This window comes from Ruegeria sp. AM7, assembly GCF_056535965.1.
Window position 1 is genome coordinate 208,178 of sequence record NZ_JBQFJE010000001.1, and the last position, 21,432, is coordinate 229,609.

Consider the following 21,432-nt stretch of genomic DNA (forward strand, 5'->3'; position numbering starts at 1 on the left):
CTACGTAACAAGGCGAGTTAGGTCACAGTTACTGACTAATTGGAGGAATTGAAAATGACGCGTACTGCCCTTGTAACTGGTGGTAGCCGGGGTATCGGCGAAGCGATTTCCAGAAAGTTAAAGGCTGAAGGATATAATGTCGCCGCGACTTATGCGGGCAATGATGAAAAGGCCGCAGCCTTCACCGCCGAAACCGGTATCAAGACTTACAAGTGGAATGTAGCCGACTACGAAGCCTCGGCCGCAGGTATCGCCCAAGTCGAAGCGGACCTTGGACCCATCGACGTTGTCGTGGCCAATGCAGGCATCACCCGCGATGCACCATTCCACAAAATGACCCCGGACCAGTGGAAAGACGTGATCGACACCAACCTGACCGGTGTGTTCAACACCGTCCACCCCGTCTGGCCCGGTATGCGCGAGCGCAAATTCGGTCGCATCATCGTCATCAGCTCGATCAACGGCCAGAAAGGTCAGTTCGCGCAGGTGAACTATGCTGCAACCAAGGCGGGCGATCTGGGTATCGTAAAATCACTGGCGCAGGAAGGCGCACGCGCGGGCATCACCGCCAACGCGATCTGCCCCGGATATATCGCAACCGAGATGGTCATGGCCGTACCCGAGAAGGTGCGCGAGTCGATCATAGCCCAAATCCCGGCGGGACGGCTGGGCGAGCCCGAGGAGATCGCCCGCTGCGTGGCCTTCCTGGCCTCGGATGACAGTCAGTTCATCAACGGCTCGACCATCTCTGCCAACGGCGCGCAGTTCTTCAGCTAACGCCCGGACATACACAAGAAAGGATCCTGCCACATGAAAGACCTTGAACCCGACATCGACCCAATCGAGTCTCAGGAGTGGCAGGACGCCATCGAAGACGTCATCGAACGGGATGGCGCCAATCGCGCACATTTCCTGCTGGACAAAGCGGTGCAAAAGGCGCGCGCTGCTGGGGCGACCCTGCCGTTTTCGGCAACGACGCCCTATCAGAACACCATTCCTGTCGATGATCAGTATGCCTTTCCAGGCGATCAGGACATGGAATGGCGCATTCGCACGATCAACCGCTGGAACGCCATGGCCACCGTGGTGCGGCGCAACAAGGTCAGCAGCGAATATGGTGGCCACATCGCCTCATTCGCGTCGTCGGCGGTCATGTATGACATTGGCCTGAACCACTTTTGGCGGTCGAAATCAGCGATCCATGGCGGCGATCTGGTGTTCTTTCAGGGCCACGTGATCCCCGGCATCTATGCCCGGTCCTTCATGGAAGGTCGCATCAGCGAAGAGCAGTTGGAAAACTTCCGCTCGGAAGTCAGCGGAGGTGGTCTGTCCAGCTATCCACACCCGTGGCTGATGCCGGATTACTGGCAGTTCCCAACCGTTTCGATGGGTCTGGGTCCGTTGATGGCGATCTACCAGGCACGATTCATGAAATACATGCACAACCGGGGCCATATCGACATGGCAGACCGCAAAGTGTGGTGTTTCCTGGGCGACGGCGAGATGGACGAACCCGAAAGCCGGGGTGCCATCGACCTTGCCGTGCGCGAAGGTCTGGATAACCTGATCTTTGTCATCAACTGCAACCTGCAACGCTTGGACGGCCCTGTGCGCGGTAACGGCAAGATCGTGCAAGAGCTTGAGGGCGACTTCCGCGGCGCAGGCTGGAACGTGATCAAGCTGCTCTGGGGCAAAGGCTGGGATCAGCTGTTGGAGAAAGACACCTCCGGTCGTCTGCGCCAGTTGATGGATGAGACGGTCGATGGGGACTACCAGACCTTCAAATCCAAGGACGGCGCTTATATCCGCGAACATTTCTTTGGCAAATACCCCGAGACCGCCGCCTTGGTCGAAGACTGGACCGACGATCAAATCTGGGCGCTGCGCCGGGGCGGACACGACCCTGAGAAAGTCTTTACCGCGTTCAAACGCGCAACCGAGAATGAGGGCACGCCAACCTGCCTGTTGGTGAAAACCGTCAAAGGCTATGGCATGGGCTCGGCTGGCGAAGGTCAGAACACCACGCACCAGCAAAAAAAACTGGCCGAAGATCAACTGCGCGCCTTCCGCGACCGGTTCCAAATCCCGGTTAGCGACGAAGATTTGCCCAACGCGCCGTTCGTGTCGCTTAACAATGCACAGAAGGCTTATCTCGCGGACCGGCGCAAAGCGTTGGGGGGGGAATTCCCCAAACGCGACAGCATCGCACCCGCGCTGGATATCCCGAACCTGTCCAAGTTCGAAGCGCAGCTCAAAGGCACCGGGGACCGCGAGATTTCGACCACCATGGCCTTTGTCCGAATCCTGACCACGCTGCTGCGTGACAAAGGAATCGGCAAAAACGTGGTTCCGATCGTGCCCGATGAAAGCCGCACCTTCGGGATGGAGGGGCTGTTCCGCTCGGTTGGCATCTACAACCCGGCGGGTCAGAACTATACCCCCGAAGATGCCGATCAGATGATGTTCTACAAGGAAACGACCAACGGTCAGGTCCTGCAGGAAGGCATCAATGAGGCCGGAGCCATGGCCGACTGGATCGCGGCGGCGACGTCCTATTCCAACCACGGCGTGGCGATGATCCCGTTCTTTATCTATTACTCGATGTTCGGGTTCCAGCGGATCGGCGATCTGGCCTGGGCAGCGGGCGACAGTCGCGCGCGTGGCTTCATGCTGGGTGGCACTGCCGGACGGACCACTTTGAACGGCGAGGGGTTGCAGCACGAGGATGGGCACAGCCATATCCTTGCGGGCACCATTCCGAACTGCATCACCTATGACCCGACCTTCAGCTATGAGGTCGCGGTAATCATACAGCACGGCCTGCAACGGATGTATGGCAATCAGGAGGATATCTATTTCTACCTGACCCTGATGAACGAAAACTATGTCCATCCCGATATGCCGATGGGCGCGGAAGAAGGCATCATCAAGGGGCTCTACCGGTTCCAGGAGGTCAAGAAACCCGGCAAGAAGCACGTCAATCTGATGGGCTCGGGCACCATTCTGGTTCAGGCGATGAAAGCCGCCGAGATGCTGAAGAAAGATTTCGGCGTGACTTCGGATATTTGGTCGGCAACCTCGTTCAACGAACTGGCCCGCGATGGTCAGGACGCGGCGCGCGCCAACCGTCTGGACCCGCTGGCCGAAGAACGTGTGCCTTACGTGACCGAGCAGCTGTCCAAAGCCAAAGGCCCGATTATTGCGGCCACCGACTATATGAAGAACTACGCCGAGCAGATCCGCGCCTTCGTGCCCGGTCGCTACACCGTGCTGGGCACGGATGGCTATGGCCGCTCGGACAGCCGGGTGAACCTGCGCCGGTTCTTCGAAGTCGATGCCAACCACATCGCGGCGGCCGCCATGGTCGATCTGTACCGCGAAGGTGCCGTGACCAAGGCCGAGCTCGAGAAAGCGCTCAAGACATATGAAATTGACGGCGACAAGCCGAACCCCCGGTTGGTTTAAGGCCACGGGGCACGAGGAGACATAGACATGGCAATCGAAGTAACAGTCCCGGATATCGGGGATTTCTCGGACGTTCCGGTCATCAGCATTCTGGTCTCGGTCGGTGATACGATCGCCGCCGAAGATCCGCTGATCGAGTTGGAAAGCGACAAGGCAACGATGGAGGTTCCTTCCCCCGCGGCTGGTGTCGTCAAGGAAATCAAAGTGGCCGAGGGAGATAACGTGTCTGAGGGCGCGCTGATCCTGCTGCTGGAAGGCGAAGGGGCCTCTGCCGCCCCAGCCGAGACTGCGCCCGCACCTGCTGCCGCACCTGCTACCGCTCCGGCAGCGCCTGCTGCCCCGGCACCCGCACCCGTTGTGGATGGTGGGTTCGGCAAGGCCCACGCGTCGCCATCGGTGCGCGCCTTTGCCCGCCAGTTGGATATCGACCTGTCCAAGGTCAACGGCTCGGGCCGCAAGGGTCGTATCTTGCGTGAAGACGTCACCAAGTTCCTGAAAACCTCGACCGCTGCGGCCCCGGCGGCTGCCGGTGCGGCGGGCGGCATGGGCATTCCGCCGATCCCGGTTGTTGATTTCTCGAAATTCGGCCCCGTGGAAGATGTGGAAATGCCGCGGATCAAAAAGCTGTCGGGCCCTGCCCTGCACCGGTCCTGGCTTAACATCCCGCATGTGACGCATAATGACGAGGCGGACATCACCGATCTGGACAAGTACCGCAAGGAAATGGACACGATGGCCAAAGAAGAAGGCTATCGCGTTACCTTGCTGAGTTTTGTCGTCAAAGCCTCGGTCAGTGCGCTGAAACAGCATTGGGAGTTCAACTCGTCCATCCACCCCGATGGCGACAAGCTGATCCGCAAATCCTACTACAATATCGGTTTTGCTGCGGACACGCCCAACGGTCTGGTGGTTCCGGTCATCAAGGATGCCGACCGCAAGGGGATTGTCGAGATTTCCAAGGACCTGATGGAGCTGTCCGGCAAGGCCCGCGCGGGTGAGCTGAAATCGGGCGACATGCAGGGCGCGACCTTCACGATCTCGTCGTTGGGCGGTATCGGCGGCACGCATTTTACGCCCATCGTCAACGCACCCGAGGTGGCTATCTTGGGCCTGACCCGCTCGAAAATGGCGCCGGTCTGGAATGGCGAGGAATTTGTGCCGCGCCTGATGCAGCCAATGTCGCTTAGCTATGACCACCGTGCCGTCGATGGCGCCTTGGCTGCGCGCTTCTGCGTGACGCTCAAGACGCTGTTGGGCGATATGCGCAAGCTGATGTGGTAAGGAGAGATCAGATGGACGTCAAAGTACCCGATATCGGTGATTTCTCCGATGTACCCGTGATCAGCATTCTTGTCTCGGTCGGCGATACTGTCGCCGCCGAGGACCCGCTGATCGAACTGGAATCCGACAAAGCCACGATGGAGGTCCCCTCGCCCGCCGCAGGCAAAGTGGTCTCGATTGCCGTTTCCGAAGGCGACAACGTCTCAGAAGGTGCGTTGATCCTGACACTGGAAGCCGCCGATGGGGCCACGCCCGACGCTGCTCCGGCAGAGGCACCCGCCGCCGCACCGCAAGCGGTGGCTGCCACCGGCACGGCGACTGGTCAGGGCGATGTACATGCCGAGGTGGTTGTGCTGGGCTCTGGCCCCGGTGGTTACACCGCAGCTTTCCGTGCTGCCGATCTGGGCAAGAAGGTGGTCATGATCGAACGCAATCCAACTCTGGGCGGTGTCTGCCTGAACGTGGGCTGCATCCCGTCAAAAGCGCTGCTGCACGTGGCCAAGGTCATCACCGAAGCCGAAGAGATGGGCGCACACGGGGTTAGCTTCGGAAAACCGAAGATCAACCTAGACGAGCTGCGCGCTTTCAAAGACAGCGTTGTCGGCAAGCTGACCGGCGGTCTGGACGGTTTGTCCAAAGGCCGCAAGGTTCAAATCGTGCGCGGCTATGGCCGTTTCTCGGGCCCCAACATGATCGAAGTTGTGGGCGATGATGGCATGACGACGGTTTCTTTCGATCAGTGCATCATCGCTGCGGGCTCTGAACCTGTTGAATTGCCTTTCATCCCGCATGACGACGATCGCGTGATCGACTCGACCGGAGCGTTGGAACTGGCGGATGTGCCCAAACGGATGCTGGTTCTGGGCGGCGGTATCATCGGTCTGGAAATGGCCTGCGTCTATGACGCTTTGGGGTCGAACATCACCGTGGTCGAACTGATGGATCAGATCATCCCCGGTGCCGACAAGGATATCGTCAAACCCTTGATGAACCGCATTAGGGGCCGGTACGAGAACATCTTCCTCAAGACCAAAGTGACCGCGATTGAGCCTCAGAAAAAGGGCCTGAAAGTCACATTCGAGGATGACAAGGGCGAAAGCTTCACCGACACGTTCGACAAGGTTCTGGTCGCCGTGGGCCGCAAGCCCAATGGCAAGCTAATCGACGCAGAAAAGGCGGGTGTTGCGGTGGATGAACGTGGCTTCATCGCCGTGGACAACCAGCAGCGCACAGGCGTGCCGCATATTTTCGCCATCGGTGATCTGGTCGGCCAGCCCATGCTGGCACACAAGGCAGTGCACGAAGGTAAGGTCGCCGCCGAAGTGGCCGCTGGTCACAAGCGGTTCTTCGACGCCAAGCTGATACCCTCGGTCGCTTATACCGACCCCGAGGTCGCATGGTGTGGCCTGACCGAGACCGAGGCCAAGGCCAAAGGCATCAAGGTCGAAAAAGGCGTGTTCCCTTGGGCTGCATCGGGCAAATCCCTGTCCAATGGCCGGTCCGAAGGCATCACAAAATTGCTTTTCGATCCCGAAGATCAACGCGTAGTGGGGGCCTGCATCGTGGGCACGAACGCGGGCGACCTGATCGCCGAGACAGCTCTGGCCATCGAGATGGGCGCAGATGCGGTGGACCTCGGCCACACGATCCACCCGCACCCAACGCTAAGCGAGACGGTGAACTTTGCCGCCGAGATGTTCGAAGGCACGATCACCGACCTTATGCCGCCCAAGAAACGCCATTAGGACCAGACCCATGAAGCTAGGCACACCAAAGGAAATACTGGACGGTGAGAACCGGGTCGCGATGACGCCCGAGTCCGCTTTGCAGTTGCAGAAACTTGGCTATGACTGCGCCATTGAGAAGGGGGCTGGTCTTGCGGCAGGTTTTTCGGATGCTGCCTATGAAGCTGCAGGGGTTGAGGTTATCAAGACCGCTGCTGCGCTGTGGAAAGACTGCGATATTGTCGCCAAGGTGCGTCAGCCCACCGAGACCGAGTTGAAGCGTCTGACCAAGGGCAAGACGCTGATCTCGTTCTTCAACCCTGCGGGCAATGAAGACGGGATGGAGCTGGCCAATTCCAAAGGCGCGAACGTGATCGCGATGGAGATGGTGCCGCGTATTTCCCGCGCGCAGAAGATGGACGCGCTGTCGTCGATGGCCAATATCGCGGGCTACCGTGCCGTGATCGAGGCGGGCAACAACTTTGGCCGTTTCTTCACCGGTCAGGTGACGGCGGCGGGTAAAGTACCCCCTGCGAAAGTTCTGATCGTGGGGGCCGGTGTGGCCGGTCTGGCCGCGATCGGGACGTCCACGTCGCTGGGCGCGATCACCTATGCGTTCGACGTGCGCCCCGAAGTGGCCGAACAGGTCGAGTCGATGGGTGCCGAGTTCGTCTATCTGGACTTTGAAGAGCAGCAGCAGGATGGCGCGGCCACTGGCGGGTATGCGTCGGTTCAGTCCGAAGAATTCCGCAACGCGCAGTTGGCCAAGTTCCGTGAACTTGCCCCCGAGATGGACATCGTGATCACCACCGCGCTGATCCCGAACCGCGAGGCGCCTGAGCTTTGGACCAAGGATATGGTCGAGGCGATGAAGCCGGGCTCGGTCATCGTGGACCTAGCGGCGGAAAAAGGCGGCAACTGTAAGCTGACCGTCGCGGATGAGAAGATTGTGACCGACAATGGCGTGACCATCATCGGCTATACCGACTTCCCCAGCCGGATGGCGGCGCAATCGTCGTCTCTGTACGCGACCAACATCCGTCACATGATGACTGACCTGACGCCCGAGAAGGACGGTCAGATCAACCACGACATGGAAGATGACGTGATCCGCGGCTCGACCGTGACCTTTGAGGGTGAGATCACCTTCCCGCCGCCGCCGCCGAAAGTGCAGGCCATCGCGGCGCAGAAGAAGCCCGAGGTCAAGGAACTGACCCCGGAAGAGAAAAAGGCGCAGGAAATCGCTGCGTTCAAGGCGCAGACCAAGCAGCAGTTCACCCTGCTGGGTGTGGGCGGCGCGCTGATGCTGCTGGTGGGTCTGGTCGCTCCGGCCAGCTTCATGCAGCACTTCATCGTGTTCGTGCTGGCCGTGTTTGTGGGCTTCCAGGTGATCTGGGGCGTGGCGCACAGCTTGCACACCCCGCTGATGGCGATCACCAACGCGATCTCGTCGATCATCATTGTTGGGGCGCTTATGCAGATCGGGTCGGGCTCGTTCCTGGTGATCCTGCTGGCGGCGCTGTCGGTCTTTATGGCTGGGATCAACATCTTCGGCGGCTTTCTTGTCACCCGGCGCATGCTCGCCATGTTCCAGAAATCTTAAGGAGGCCGGGTAGATGATTGGCTTCACCACTGCCGCTTATGTTGTTGCGGCTGTCCTATTTATCCTGTCTCTGGGCGGGTTGTCGAACCAGGAAAGCGCCAAGCGCGCCGTCTGGTACGGTATTGTCGGTATGGCGCTGGCGGTCTTTGCCACGCTTGTGGGCCCCGGTTCCGGCCTGTGGCTGCTGTCGCTGCTGTTGATTGCAGGTGGCGGTCTGATTGGCTCTTACGTCGCCAAGCGCGTGCAGATGACCGAGATGCCGCAGCTTGTGGCCGCGATGCACAGCCTCGTGGGTCTGGCGGCTGTGTTTGTGGGCTTCAACGCGCATTTTGAGATCGGCAACGTCGCGCAGGTCATGGCGATTGCGGATGCGGCGAACCAGGCGGACCTGTCGGATCTGGGCGCCTTTGCCAAGCTGATCGCCAAGAAGACGGCGGCCGAGCTGACGATCCTGCATGTGGAACTGTTCCTGGGCATCTTCATCGGTGCGATCACCTTTACCGGTTCGGTCGTGGCCTATGGCAAGCTGGCGGGTAAGGTGACCTCGGCGGCGACCAAGCTGCCCGGCGGTCACGCGCTGAACGCGGCGGCGGCGGGTCTCTCGCTGATCTGCCTGATCTGGTACACTGCGTCGGGTGGTCTGTTCCCGCTGATCCTGATGACACTGGCGGCGCTGTTCATCGGCTATCACCTGATCATGGGTATCGGTGGCGCAGACATGCCGGTGGTTGTGTCGATGCTGAACTCGTACTCGGGTTGGGCTGCGGCGGCCATTGGCTTCAGCCTCGGCAACGACCTGCTGATCGTGGTGGGTGCGCTGGTGGGCTCGTCGGGTGCGATCCTGTCCTACATCATGTGTAAGGCGATGAACCGGCACTTTGTCAGCGTGATCCTGGGCGGCTTTGGCGGCCCGCAGGGTGAGCAGATGGAAGTTGAGGGCGAGCAGGTGGCCATTGACGCCGATGGCGTTGCCGCAGCTCTGAACGACGCTGACAGCGTGATCATCATTCCGGGCTACGGTATGGCGGTTGCACAGGCACAGCAGTCTGTCTCTGAACTGGTCCGAAAGCTGCGCGCCAAGGGCAAAGAGGTGCGTTTCGCGATCCACCCCGTTGCCGGTCGTCTGCCGGGTCACATGAACGTGCTGCTGGCCGAGGCCAAGGTGCCTTATGACATCGTGCTGGAGATGGACGAGATCAACGATGACTTCCCGGAAACGGATGTGGCCATCGTGATCGGGTCGAACGACATCGTGAACCCTGCGGCGCAGGAAGATCCCAACAGCCCCATCGCCGGGATGCCGGTTCTGGAATGCTGGAAGGCCAAGCAGGTGTTTGTGTCCAAGCGTGGTCAGGGCACCGGCTATTCGGGCATCGAAAACCCGCTGTTCTTCAAGGAAAACACCCGCATGTTCTATGGCGACGCCAAGCAGTCGCTGGACAAGCTCCTGCCCATGATCGACTGATCCAAGGCACATAAAACTCAAAAAGGCGCCCAAACGGGCGCCTTTCCGCGTTTCGCGGTAGGTTAAGGGCTAAGCCCCCATGAACACGTAACCTACCCCGTGAACGGTCACCAGAATTTCGGGCGCTTTTGAATTCTCTTCAATTTTGTTCCGCAGTCGTCCAATGATCACATCTACGGTGCGATCAAAGGGTTGCCAGTCGCGACCTGATAGACAGTCCAGCAACTGATCTCGTTGCAGCACGCGTTTGGGGCGTTGGGCGAGATAGCTAAGCAGTTCAAACTCGCCGCGCGTGAGGTGAACGTCTTCTCCATTTGCTGCTGTCAATGTGCGTGCGCCGCGATCAAGAGTAAGCCCGTTGAACTCGAGCACCTCATCCTGTTCCGAATGAGGAACGGCCGGCATTGCGACCCTGTGCAGTATGTTCTTTGTCCGCACCAACAATTCGCGCAGGTTGACGGGTTTGTGCAAATAATCATCAGCACCAATTTCCAACGCGACGATCCTGTCCACGTCCTCGCCGCGCGCACTGGCGACAATTACAGGTACATCCGATTCTGCCCGCAATTCACGCAAAAGGGTCAGCCCGTCCTTTCCGGGCAGGCGAATATCCAGGACAACCAGATCAATCACGTGCCGCTTAAGTTCGCGCTCCATTTCGTCGCTGTCGTGGGCACGGACGACCCGGTAGCCTTCGACTTCATAATATCCTGCCATCGCCTCAAGGCTGGTCGGATCATCCTCGACGATCAGGATTTGCTTGGCTTGCATGTTGTCTGGCTCCGCGCGTTTACATGACGTTTACATACTTTTACCAACCGTTCAAAGACCCAAAAAACCGTGTTTACAGCCCCCGCCTATGCTGACGGCATAATCGGAGGCGAAACAGATGATTGGACGAATCTGGCGAAAATTCTGGGGCCCTGCAGGTGCCCTGTCTTTTGGCTTCATCATGATCGGCGGCTTTATTGCCGGGGTCATTTTCTGGGGCGGTTTCAACACCGCGATGGAAGCCACAAACGAAATGGAGTTCTGCATCTCGTGTCACGAAATGCGGGACAATGTATACAAGGAATACAAGGAATCCCCTCACTTTATGAACGCATCCGGCGTGGGTGCGGTCTGTTCTGACTGCCATGTGCCGAAAAAGTGGTTCCCCAAGGTGATCCGCAAAATTCAGGCATCGCAGGAGCTTTACGGCCACTTTGTAACGGGCGTTATCGACACACCTGAAAAATTCGAAGCCCACCGGGCCGAGATGGCGCAAAGCGTCTGGGCCACGATGGAGGCCAACGATTCGCTGGAATGCCGCAACTGTCACGCGGTCGAGCATATGGACTTCAAACTGCAAAGCCCTAAAGCGGCCGAGCTGATGCAGGCCGGGTTCGAACGGGGTGACACCTGTATCGACTGTCACAAAGGCATCGCGCACAAACTGCCCGACCTGTCGCAAGGGTATAAGAAGAAATTCGAAGACCTGACAGCCGAAGCTGCTCATGGCGCATCCGGTGAGGATTTGTACCCGATCAAAACTGTGCCGCTCTATGAAACCGCTGCTGACGCGGCCGCAGGCGAAAACGTCATCGGTCAGGTTCTGGCTGCAACCCACATGCATGTGCAAGATCGCAGCAAGGGCGCACTGAATGTTCAGGTCGAAGGCTGGCAACAGGATGGCGTCGGACAGGTTGTCTATGCTCTGCGCGGCCAGCGTATCTTTGAGGCGACTGTGAAAAAGGCCAAGATTGACCTGGTTCAGAACCATGGCACCGAAACCGACCCGGACACCGATCTGGTCTGGCACAAGGTCAGCCTGGACGGCTGGGTGGCTGACAAGGATCTGATCTCGGACGTGGACCAGCTGTGGACATATACATCCGAGATGTACTCCGCCAGCTGCGGCACCTGCCACTCGAAACCTGATCCGGGACATTCGTTGGCGAACCAGTGGATTGGCTCTTTGAAAGCGATGAAACGGTTCATCACGCTGGACAAGGAAGAATACCGTATTCTTCAGAAGTACCTCCAGCTGAACGCCAAGGACACAGGCGGAGCGGGTAGCCATGGCTGATCGGTCCGAACCCCTGCCCCGCAGCGCAGCCTATCGGTGGTTGGCACAGCTTCTGCTGTGCCCCCCGACCCGGCCCGAACTGCAGGCTTATCGCAGCGACGATGGTCTGAGGTTTCTGGCAGAATGCGCCACCTATCCAGCGCTGAAGCCTCTGGTGCAGTGGATCACTGACGAGATGGCCGAAGGACAAGACCTGGACGCCCTGCATGATCGGATCGTCCGCGCCTACAGCCGGATCTTCGACATGGGCGGCAAGCACGGGGCTCTGCCTTATGCCTCGATCTACCTCAGTGGCAGCGGGCGGCTGTTTCAACAACCCGCCCGCGACATGGCCGCCCTTCTGCAAGAGCTGGACATGCGTCTGCCCACCGATCTGAAGGAACCCCCCGACCATCTGGGCGTTCAGCTTCAGGTCATGGCCGAGTTGCTGGACCGTGTCGATCAGGGGGACGACCTGCCACTGACACCGTCAGAGTTCCTGGACCGATACGTCCTGACCTGGCTGCCCCAATTCGCGCATCGCTGTGAGCAGCAGCGCGACCCCGCCCTGATCGCGGAAACCGCCCGCGCCGCTCTGGCGCTTGGTCGGGACGACGCACAGGCGGCCCAAACCGCAGCGTGACCCGACCTGAAGGTCGGATCAGCCACACCGCATAGCGATCCCCTACACCCAAGACGGGGGGCCGCTTCAGAAACCCGAAAGGCCAGTCCTTTCGACCCGTTTGACGAAGTAATGGAGGGAAGAATGTCCATTAATACATCCACCAAACTGTCACGTCGCAGTCTGCTGAAAGGGGCCACATCGCTGGGTGTCTTCAGCGCGTTTGCTCCGGCATTGTTGCGTGCAGGTGCGGCCCATGCCGCAACCTCGGGCGAGGTCCTGTCGGGCTCGCACTGGGGAGCGTTCTACGGCACCGTTGAAGACGGCGTCTGGACCAAAATCCGCCCCTGGGAACAAGACCCCCATCCCAGTGAAATGCTCGAAGGCGTCATGGACAGCGTCTATTCGCCTTCGCGCATCAAATACCCGATGGTCCGCAAAGCCTATTTGGAAGGTGGCGCAGGTGCGAACCCCGAAGGCCGCGGCAACGAAGAATTCGTGCGCGTCAGCTGGGATCAGGCGCTGGAACTGGTCACCAATGAACTCAAACGCGTCAGCGACACGTATGGTCCGACCGGCGTTTATGCGGGCTCGTATGGCTGGAAAAGCTCGGGCAAGCTGCATAACTGTCAGAACCTGCTGCGCCGTGCGCTGAACGTGGGTCTGGAAGGCAAGTTCGTAAACAGCTCGGGCGACTATTCGACCGGCGCCAGCCAGATCATCATGCCGCACGTGATGGGCACGCTGGAAGTTTACGAACAGCAGACCGTCTGGCCTGTTTTGATCGAAAGCACCGACGTACTGGTCTTCTGGGCCGCCGACCCGGTCAAAACCAACCAGATCGGTTGGACCGTGGCTGACCACGACACCTATCCCTACTACGAAGAGTTCCGCAAAACCGGCAAGAAGGTCATCGTCATCGACCCGATCCGCACGGAAACAGCCAAGTTCTTCGATGCCGAGTGGATTCCGATCCGTCCGCATACCGACGTCGCCATGATGCTGGGTATCGCGCATGAGCTGTATGCGCAGGGCCTGCATGACGCCGACTTCCTGGACGAATACACCGCAGGCTTTGAAGACTTCCTGCCCTATCTGACCGGCGAAAGCGATGGCGTTGCCAAGACACCAGAATGGGCTGCGGAAATCTGCGAAGTCCCTGCCGAGCAGATCAAGGAACTGGCTGCCCTGTTCGCCAGCAACCGCACCATGCTGGGTTCAGGCTGGTCAATCCAGCGTCAGCACCACGGCGAACAGTCGCACTGGATGCTGGTCACTCTGGCCTCGATGCTGGGTCAGATTGGTCTGCCGGGCGGCGGCTTTGGCCTCAGCTACCACTATGCCAACGGTGGCGCACCGTCGGCGGACTCGGTTGTTCTGCCGGGTATCTCGGATGGCGGCGCAGCGGTCGAAGGCGCAGCATGGCTGACACAGGCCGGCGCGGCCTCGATCCCGGTCAGCCGGATTGTCGAGATGCTGGAACGTCCGGGCGAAGAGTTCGACTTTAACGGCACCCGTACCACCTTCCCCGAAGTGAAGATGGTCTACTGGACCGGCGGCAACCCGTTCTCGCACCAGCAGGACCGGAACCGTATGGTCGAAGCCTGGCAGAAACTGGAAACGGTTGTTGTGCAGGACTTCCAGTGGACCGCAACCGCGCGCTTTGCCGACATCGTTCTGCCCGCCACCACATCCTACGAGCGCAACGATATCGAGCATATCGGGGACTACTCGCTCAAGGCGATCCTTGGCATGAAGAAAATCGTCGATCCGGTGTTCGAATCCCGCACCGACTTTGACATCTTCACCGAGATTGCCACCCGTCTGGGTGCTGGTGACGCCTTTACCGAAGGCAAGGACGAGATGGGCTGGATCCAGGGCTTCTATGAAGATGCCGCCAAACAGGGTCCGGGCAAAGGCATTGACGTTCCCAGCTTTGACGAGTTCTGGGACGCCGGTGTCGTGGTCTTTGACATCCCCGAAAGCGCCAAGCAGTTCGTCCGCTATGCTGATTACCGCGACGACCCGCTGCTGGAGCCGCTGGGCACGCCGACCGGTAAGATCGAGATCTTCTCACGTAATATCGAGAAGATGGGCTATGACGACTGTGGTCCGCACCCGACATGGTACGAACCCGAAGAGCGTCTGGGTGGCAACGCGCCCTACCCGCTGCATATCGACTCGGCGCACCCGCAATACCGTCTGCACTCGCAGCTGTGCGGCACGGTCACCCGCGAGAAATACGTGGTTGGCGGACGTGAGCCCTGCATGATCAACACGCAGGACGCCGCCGCCCGTGGCATCGCGGATGGGGATATCGTGCGCGTCTTCAACGATCGCGGTCAGGTTCTGGTGGGGGCCATCGTATCGGACGATATCCGCCCCAGCGTGATCCGCATCTTCGAAGGCGGCTGGTACGATCCGGTCAATGGCGGTGAGCTGGGCTCGCTGGACGCATATGGCGACGTCAACTGTCTGACTGTTGGTCGCGGCACATCCAGCCTGGCGCAGGGTAACTGCGGTCACACCGGCATGGCAGAAGTCGAGAAATATACCGGCGAACTGCCCGAGGTGAACGTCTTTACCGCCCCGGCAGAGGGCTGATCCTAACCTCCCTACTGGCGCGCGCTTTCGGGCGCGCGCCTTTTTCCCTTCAGGTGCCGAAATGTTTAGACTGTACCGCCTCCTTATTCTTTGCGCGGCTCTTGGTTTGACCGAAGTCGCACAGGCCGACCCCGATCTGCAGTATCTGGATCAGATGAGCGCCATCCACCTAACCCCTTCAACCGATGGCAAACCCGGCCGGGTCTTTGTTGCAACACCGCTGCAGGTACTGAGCCGTCAGGACGATTGGGTGCAGGTCCGTATCACCGGATGGACCCAGTCCGGGGCTGAACGCGTGATCTATGCAGCCCCCGGCATTCGTGTGCTGTCGGCCACGGTGCCAAAATCGGCAGTGGGCGATCTGATCCTGACCGACACGCAGGAGGATCCGGAAACCGGGCTGACATGGACCCGGACGGAGTTGCGCGGGTGGCTACACGACCCCGCGCTGCAATCCGATCTGAGTCAGATCTGGGCGCGCGCCGAGCCGCTGTTCGCCAAGCGCTGCACCGCCTGCCATCAACGCCGCATTCCCGATCACTACACCGCGAACCAGTGGACCAGCCACCTTAAGGTGATGGGACCCCGCACCGGGTTGCCGAAAGACGATCAGTTCCTGATCCGCACCTATCTGCAACATCATGCGAAGGACAGCGCACGACTGACGCAAAACCCATAATTCAGTCAGGCCCCTGCTTTCGGGGCGTTCGACAATTCCTGCACCAGCTCATGCAACGCCTTGGTTGCGCGCAGACTTTCGGTCTCGACCTCATGCAGCTTTTGCTTGATGGACGTTGCATCGTCGGTTTGTTTGCTGCGCTGGTTCAGTTCTTTGGCCAATGCAACCAACCGAGTGGCACCAACAAAACCTGCGGCTCCGGTCAATTGGTGAGTTAATTCGGCTATGCCCGAGTGGTCACCCGCAATTAATGCAGCATTCAATTTGGAAACCAAATCGGGACAGCTTTCAAAGAACTTGTCCGCAACCGCGCACCCCCTTTGCACACCAAGATCGGCAAAGATTTGCCTTAGATTTGCATCTGCAATCGCGTTTTGAATCGAGGCAGTTTCCGATTGCGTGTCATCAGCAGCAATAGCGCCGGATAGAGCAGCTCCAAGTTCAGCCTTGGTAAATGGTTTCTCCAGAAAACGGCTGATACCCGATTTACGCAACATATTCAGCCCATCTTGCGGCAAAGCTGCTGTTGCGACAATTACTGGAATGCTATGGCCGTAATTCGCACCGACAGACTTGACATGCTGCGCCACATCCAGCCCCGTATGCGAGCCCAATTGAAAGTCGGTGATTACAACATCAAAATTTGGATTCTTCAGAACGTCTCTGGCCTGAGCGAAACTGCTGGCTGTAACCACGTGATTTCCTAGCTCGCTCAGATAGCCCTCTATCACAGTGGCATTCAACGGGTCGTCTTCGACAACAAGAACCTTACGGCCACTGGGTTGGCTGGGGGTCTTTCCCGTTAGCACCCGCATTTCAATCGCAAATGTAAAGATACTGCCGCCCGTGGGATTCGGCAGATATTCCAACCGTCCGCCCAGAAAACTCACCAATCGGTGGCTTATCGCCAGCCCCAACCCTGTCCCTGTATTCAGCCCCAAATTGTCGCCCTGCGCGATTTGCGTGAACGGCTCAAAAAGATCGGATACGGCGCTTTCCGGAACTCCGGGACCGGAATCTACAATTTTGAACATCAGGCGTGTTCTATCAGGTGCTCCGCAGCCCTCAGCCGTGACATTGAGAACCACCTCGCCCTCGCACGCGTATTTGCGCGCATTGGACAAAAGGTTCAACAAAACCTGTCGCAACTTGTGCATATCACCGTTCAAATGCCGCGATACTTCGGGCGCGATCCGCAGCTTGAACTGTGACTGCTCCGAAGGCTGATGCACCCAAACAATCTGCGCAATAGAACTGCAAAGTTCATCAAGGTCGAAATCCTGATCCACGCGTTGCAATGCGCCGTTTTCCGCCTTGGACAAACCCAGCACATTTTCAATCAGTGAGGCCAGAACCGTACCCGACGCCCGGATACTGAGTAGCTTGTCGTTGGTAGCCGGAGCCAAGTCTTCTTCCAACAGGCGGGTTAAGCCCAGAATACTGTTGATAGGAGTTCGGATTTCATGGCTGATCGTATTCAGAAACACGGTCTTGGCGCGGTCGGCCTCGCGCGCGGCATCTATGGCTTTCAGGTAGTCTGTGATGTCTTGCAGAATAATAACGCGCCCTGCAAATTTCTCGCTGACATCAAGCATTTCCTGGATAGCGACATCGAAAAAGCGGGCGCCGTGTGGGGTATCAAGCACAACAGGTTCCAGCGACGGACCGTGGGCGCTCAACAATTTCGCAACGATCTGCGACAAAGCCGCCGACTGAATTTCGGTGTAGTATCCGGCACCGGATTGCATCTGACCTAGTAGAATACGATTGGCCGCGACATTGACATGTGTGGGTTTGTTCTCGCTGTCCAGCAAGATCGCAGGCTCAGCTATACTCTCGAACACGGTCAGGTATTTGTTCTTTTCGTTACTCAACGATCGGTTAAGCGTCTGAAGTTCTTCTAGCCGATCAGAGCTGTTCGTAGCTTGCCACGTCTTGATCAGACCGGTCTCCATAGCATCAAAAAGTTCCAAGATCAGGTTACGCAGCTCCTCGCGCTGATTGTCCGGGTTGGATTTTTCGACCACCAAATCCAGATAGGCGTTTCGGTACAGCTTCATCAGCCCGACGAAGTCCACTATGTTTATCCCACGCGCCCGATGTTTGAGCCCCTGCTGCACCCCAAACTCAGAAGCGTGATCCAGCATAGCTTCATGAGGCAGCGTTTTAGAATGAGCGGTTTCAATCAAATCGACCAGAGGTTCACTGAGCCCGATGACCGAAATCCTCCAAGCTTCACGCAGGGTGGATGAGAACTGAGTATAGTCCCTTTTATGCGCATAGTGGATCACCCGGTCGGTCAGCCACTCGGTATGGGAATTTATCAGGTTTGAGACTTGCAGCATCACTCATTCCGGCTGTTCTTAGGCTCCGGCTTCATTGTACCTACAGGCAATGCCACGGGTCCATGCGCAGGATAGTCACAGCCCATGAACTCAATCACGTGCCGTGTTTCATATCCGGCAAGTAGCCGGCTCGGTGCACATCGTCCCAACCGTGGTGCGGTTAGTTTTGCGCGCGCGATCAAAACATCCTGCTCCGGGCCCTGACGCCAAAATCCGTCGGGGGCCTACTCATGTAACACAAATAACCGACGAGGATTTACGTCCAGATACAAGTATTCTTGCCCACCCTTGAGCAGTACACCTTGTTCTGAGGGGTTTCCGAAGAACGATTAGCCAAATCACATTTGGCCAAACCGTCCGCCACAATCACGCAGTTTAAATCTTCTGAGCCTTGGGTCATCGCAGTCCTTCCTGTTGCCGGAAGGTTAGCGCCCTTAATATTAGTTACTGCGCGAATGCCAGTTCGGGCTATGATCCTTGTCGACCAGCACTGCCCGGACACCTTCGATAAGATCGGGGTGGCGTATGGCCATCCGCATAGCTTCGAATTCCTGTTCCAGACATTCGGATAGAGTCAGATGTTTTCCATTGCGCAACAGGTTCAGGGATTCCAGCAAGCTACGCGGAGACGCCTTTCGCAGAGCCTTAAGAGCCGCCTCTTTGCGTTTACTGGGGCGTTTTTGAAGGCATTCGGCAATGGCGCTTAGCGATGTGGGACTGAAACAGCCGGACGTATCGGACAACATCAATATACTTGGTTGATTTACGTTCGTGACGCACAAATCAGTCAGGATATCGTCGATCGAATGGTCTGAATGACACAGGGCCTTCATCAGTGCAGGCAGGGATTCTGTCCCCGTCATATGGGTCGAAATCCCAAGACCATGCGCATCAAACCCGCGAACCGAGGCCCCGGTAAGGCCCATCCAGACACCGCAATGATGCGGCATACGTGACAGGAAATAGCTGCCGCCCACATCGGGAATGAACCCGATTGCGGTTTCCGGCATGGCAAACAGTGCACGCTCGGTCGCGATACGGTAGGCTCCGTTCACCGACAAGCCCATACCGCCGCCCATGCAAATCCCGTCAATCACCGAGATATAAGGTTTGGGAAACCCGGCGATCCGTTCGATCAGGGCGTACTCCTCCCGAAAGAACTGCTCGGCCTCGTCCAGCTGCTCGGCGAGAACCAGCTCGCGCACCCGGCGCATATCGCCCCCGGCACAAAAGGCCCGGTCGCTGGAGGATGTCAGAACCACGCAGAACACGGCCGGATTGTCCTGGAACTGGTCCAGGGCCGCGTCTATCTGGCGGATCATCTCAAGATTCAGGGCGTTCATCGCCTCGGGGCGGTTCAGGCAGATGATGCCTGAACGCCCTTTTTTTTCAACATTGACCAGTGACATGGCTTGTTCCGCCATGCCTCAGCGGTTGCGGAATACGGGTGCCCGCTTGGCGATAAACGCCGCCATGCCTTCTTTTTGGCCATCGGTCGCGAACGCGGCCTGGAACAGGCGGCGTTCATGCAGCACGCCCGGGGTCAGCCCTGTCTCAAGCGCGTTGTTCACCGCTTCTTTGGCCATTGCCACGGCAGGGGCGTTCAGACCGGCGATCTGATGTGCAGCCTCCAGTGCAGTTTGTAGCAGATCTTCGGTAGGAACCACGCGGGCGACGATGCCCGATTCCTTGGCTTCGGCCGCGCCAATTGTCCGCCCGGTCAGGATCAGGTCCATCGCAAACGCTTTGCCAATCGATTTGGTCAGGCGCTGAGAACCCCCAATACCCGGCAGAATGCCCAGTTTGATCTCGGGCAGACCAAATTGCGCGTCTTCGCTGGCGATGATGAAATCGCACATCAGCGCCAGTTCAAACCCGCCACCCAGCGCAAAGCCGCTGACGGCAGCGATAACGGGTTTCTTAATGAACCGCATCTGATCCCAGTCGGCAAAGATGTCATTTGCCAGCAGGTCCACCAGGTGCTTTTCGGCCATTTCCTCGATATCGGCACCCGCAGCAAAGGCGCGGGGGCTGCCGGTGATGACCACGGCACCGATGCGGTCATCGGCGTCGAATTCCTTGAGGGTTTGCATCACCTCGGCGGCCAGTTGCAGGTTCAGTGCGTTCAGGCTTTTGGGCCGGTTCAGCGTGATCAGGCCAACGCTTTCACGGCGTTCAACGATGATTTCCTCAAGAGCGATGCGCTCGGATTTGGCTTCGGGTGCGGCTTTCTTGGCGGTGTCGGCGGCTTTGGCCTTGGTCTTGTTGGTCGTCATGAGTTTTCTCCCGGAATCTGATTCAGTTTTTGAGACCAAAATCGGTCCAGTTGGTGCCCTCGGCGGGCGCTTCATCGCTGTGCTTGACCTTGGCCGAGCGGTTCTGATCGTAGGATTCGAAATCCGCCATCTTTTCGGCCAGAATCGCCTCGCGGTGCTGGTTCAGCCCCGGCGCGACCTGCGGTTGGTCAGGGTCCATATCCTTGTAGGCCGACAGCTTGATCGGGTTGCCAGCGGTGCGGAACGGCGTTTTGCCCTTACCCTCGACCTGAACGATCATGTTGCGCGACAGCAGTTGCGGATGGTCCAGCAGCTTGTCGATGGTGTTGACCGGGCCACAGGGCACACCAGCCTCGTTCAACGCGTCCAGCCAGTGTTCCATCGGCATTTTGGTAGTAACGGCCTCGATCGCCTCAACCATCTTGGGACGGTTGCGCACCCGCAGATCGTTGGACGCAAAATCCGGGTCCATCGCCAGATCAGGTGCGTTCAGCGCATCGGCCATCAGCAGGAACAACTGGTCGTTGCCTGCGGCGATGACAAAGCGTTCATCCTTGGCCTGAAACGTCTCGAACGGGGCCAGCGAGGGGTGGCAATCCCCGGTGCGCGTGGGCACGACGCCTTCGACATCATACCGTGCCAGCGCGGTTTCCATCAGCGCGGCCTGACAGTCCAGCATGCCGATATCGACCCGCTCGCCCTGTGCGTTCTTGGTGCGCTTATACAGCGCCGACAGGATGCCGATCACGCCGAACAAGGCCGCGCCCAGATCGCCAAAGCTGGTGCCAACGCGCGCCGGGCGTTCGCCGGGCCAGCCGGTCAGGCTCATGACGCCGCCCATGGCCTGCACAACCATGTCATAGCCGGGCAGATCGGTCATCGGGCCGGAGTGGCCAAAGCCCGAGATCGAGGCATAGATCAGATGCGGATGCGTCTTGGCCAGCCGTTCTGCGCCATAGCCAAGGCGGTCCATCACGCCGGGGCGGAAGTTTTCGACCAGAACATCGGACGTATCCAGCAGGCGCTCCAGCAATTCACGGTCGCGGGGCGATTTCACATCCAGAACGATGCTCTCCTTGCCCCGGTTGAAGCTCATGAAATAGGCGCTTTCGGCGTCGATAAAGGGGGGGAAGGCGCGCGTGTCGTCGCCTGTCCCGAACTTTTCAACCTTGATCACCCGCGCGCCCAGATCGGCCAGCACCATTGTGCAATACGGCCCCGCCAGCACGCGCGAGAAGTCAAGAACGGTGATCCCCGACAGGGGACCGCCTTCTAGTTTTTCGTCTTCGGGTTTTTGCATGGTTCCTCCTCCCAACCAGAC

Annotated in this window: 15 protein-coding genes; 10 read left to right on the plus strand and 5 right to left on the minus strand. The window is 58.6% G+C overall.

Translation table 11 applies throughout. From position 1 onward, the window contains the following. Nucleotides 1–54 precede the first annotated feature (54 nt). Genes phbB through ACR3EG_RS00985 form a run of 6 tightly spaced genes read left to right on the plus strand, consistent with a single transcriptional unit; the run spans nt 55 to nt 9,538 of the window. Nucleotides 55–777, plus strand: coding sequence for an acetoacetyl-CoA reductase (gene phbB, locus ACR3EG_RS00960; RefSeq protein ID WP_170356498.1), 723 nt, complete (start codon nt 55–57; stop codon nt 775–777). A gap of 33 nt (nt 778–810) precedes the next feature. After that, nucleotides 811–3,465 carry a pyruvate dehydrogenase (acetyl-transferring), homodimeric type gene (aceE, locus tag ACR3EG_RS00965; protein ID WP_480482115.1) on the plus strand — a complete coding sequence of 885 codons (2,655 nt, stop codon included), beginning with the start codon at nt 811–813 and terminating at the stop codon, nt 3,463–3,465. A gap of 27 nt (nt 3,466–3,492) precedes the next feature. After that, on the plus strand, nt 3,493–4,746 hold the full coding sequence (aceF, locus tag ACR3EG_RS00970) for a dihydrolipoyllysine-residue acetyltransferase (RefSeq protein ID WP_480482117.1): 1,254 nt from the start codon (nt 3,493–3,495) through the stop codon (nt 4,744–4,746). 11 nt (nt 4,747–4,757) lie between these two features. Then, nucleotides 4,758–6,491: a dihydrolipoyl dehydrogenase gene (gene lpdA / locus ACR3EG_RS00975; protein ID WP_480482119.1), complete on the plus strand. Its 1,734-nt coding sequence runs from the start codon at nt 4,758–4,760 to the stop codon at nt 6,489–6,491. Between the two features lie 10 nt (nt 6,492–6,501). Beyond that, nucleotides 6,502–8,073, plus strand: coding sequence for a Re/Si-specific NAD(P)(+) transhydrogenase subunit alpha (locus ACR3EG_RS00980; protein ID WP_480482121.1), 1,572 nt, complete (start codon nt 6,502–6,504; stop codon nt 8,071–8,073). Nucleotides 8,074–8,086: 13 nt separating this feature from the next. Beyond that, a complete protein-coding gene (locus ACR3EG_RS00985) occupies nt 8,087–9,538 on the plus strand; it encodes an NAD(P)(+) transhydrogenase (Re/Si-specific) subunit beta (RefSeq protein WP_480482123.1) in 1,452 nt (483 codons plus the stop codon). 69 nt (nt 9,539–9,607) lie between these two features. Here the strand turns inward: ACR3EG_RS00985 and ACR3EG_RS00990 are convergent, their stop codons facing one another. Then, on the minus strand, nt 9,608–10,309 hold the full coding sequence (locus ACR3EG_RS00990; protein ID WP_209197304.1) for a response regulator: 702 nt from the start codon (nt 10,307–10,309) through the stop codon (nt 9,608–9,610). A 118-nt stretch (nt 10,310–10,427) separates the two neighbouring features. On the opposite strand from ACR3EG_RS00990, the gene ACR3EG_RS00995 reads away from it, so the two are divergent. From ACR3EG_RS00995 to ACR3EG_RS01010, 4 genes are all read left to right on the plus strand, one after another. Next, a complete protein-coding gene (locus tag ACR3EG_RS00995) occupies nt 10,428–11,606 on the plus strand; it encodes a NapC/NirT family cytochrome c (RefSeq protein ID WP_480482126.1) in 1,179 nt (392 codons plus the stop codon). After that, complete coding sequence (locus ACR3EG_RS01000) at nt 11,599–12,228, plus strand: TorD/DmsD family molecular chaperone (protein ID WP_480482128.1); 630 nt, start codon at nt 11,599–11,601, stop codon at nt 12,226–12,228. Before ACR3EG_RS00995 ends, ACR3EG_RS01000 begins: the two co-directional genes overlap by 8 nt. 123 nt (nt 12,229–12,351) lie before the next feature. Next, nucleotides 12,352–14,811 (plus strand): trimethylamine-N-oxide reductase TorA, encoded by a 2,460-nt coding sequence (torA, locus tag ACR3EG_RS01005; protein ID WP_480482129.1) that lies wholly within the window; start codon nt 12,352–12,354, stop codon nt 14,809–14,811. Between the two features lie 61 nt (nt 14,812–14,872). Further along, nucleotides 14,873–15,490 (plus strand): hypothetical protein, encoded by a 618-nt coding sequence (locus ACR3EG_RS01010; protein ID WP_480482131.1) that lies wholly within the window; start codon nt 14,873–14,875, stop codon nt 15,488–15,490. Between the two features lie 5 nt (nt 15,491–15,495). Here the strand turns inward: ACR3EG_RS01010 and ACR3EG_RS01015 are convergent, their stop codons facing one another. The 4 genes from ACR3EG_RS01015 to ACR3EG_RS01030 all read right to left on the minus strand — a co-directional run bounded on the left by ACR3EG_RS01015 (nt 15,496) and on the right by ACR3EG_RS01030 (nt 21,411). Beyond that, nucleotides 15,496–17,835 (minus strand): ATP-binding protein, encoded by a 2,340-nt coding sequence (locus tag ACR3EG_RS01015; RefSeq protein WP_480482133.1) that lies wholly within the window; start codon nt 17,833–17,835, stop codon nt 15,496–15,498. A 440-nt stretch (nt 17,836–18,275) separates the two neighbouring features. Beyond that, a complete protein-coding gene (locus ACR3EG_RS01020; RefSeq protein WP_480482135.1) occupies nt 18,276–19,244 on the minus strand; it encodes an enoyl-CoA hydratase/isomerase family protein in 969 nt (322 codons plus the stop codon). An 18-nt stretch (nt 19,245–19,262) separates the two neighbouring features. After that, nucleotides 19,263–20,036 (minus strand): enoyl-CoA hydratase-related protein, encoded by a 774-nt coding sequence (locus ACR3EG_RS01025; RefSeq protein WP_209197823.1) that lies wholly within the window; start codon nt 20,034–20,036, stop codon nt 19,263–19,265. Between the two features lie 97 nt (nt 20,037–20,133). Continuing rightward, nucleotides 20,134–21,411, minus strand: coding sequence for a CaiB/BaiF CoA transferase family protein (locus ACR3EG_RS01030; protein WP_480482137.1), 1,278 nt, complete (start codon nt 21,409–21,411; stop codon nt 20,134–20,136). Between the last annotated feature and the right edge of the window lie 21 nt (nt 21,412–21,432).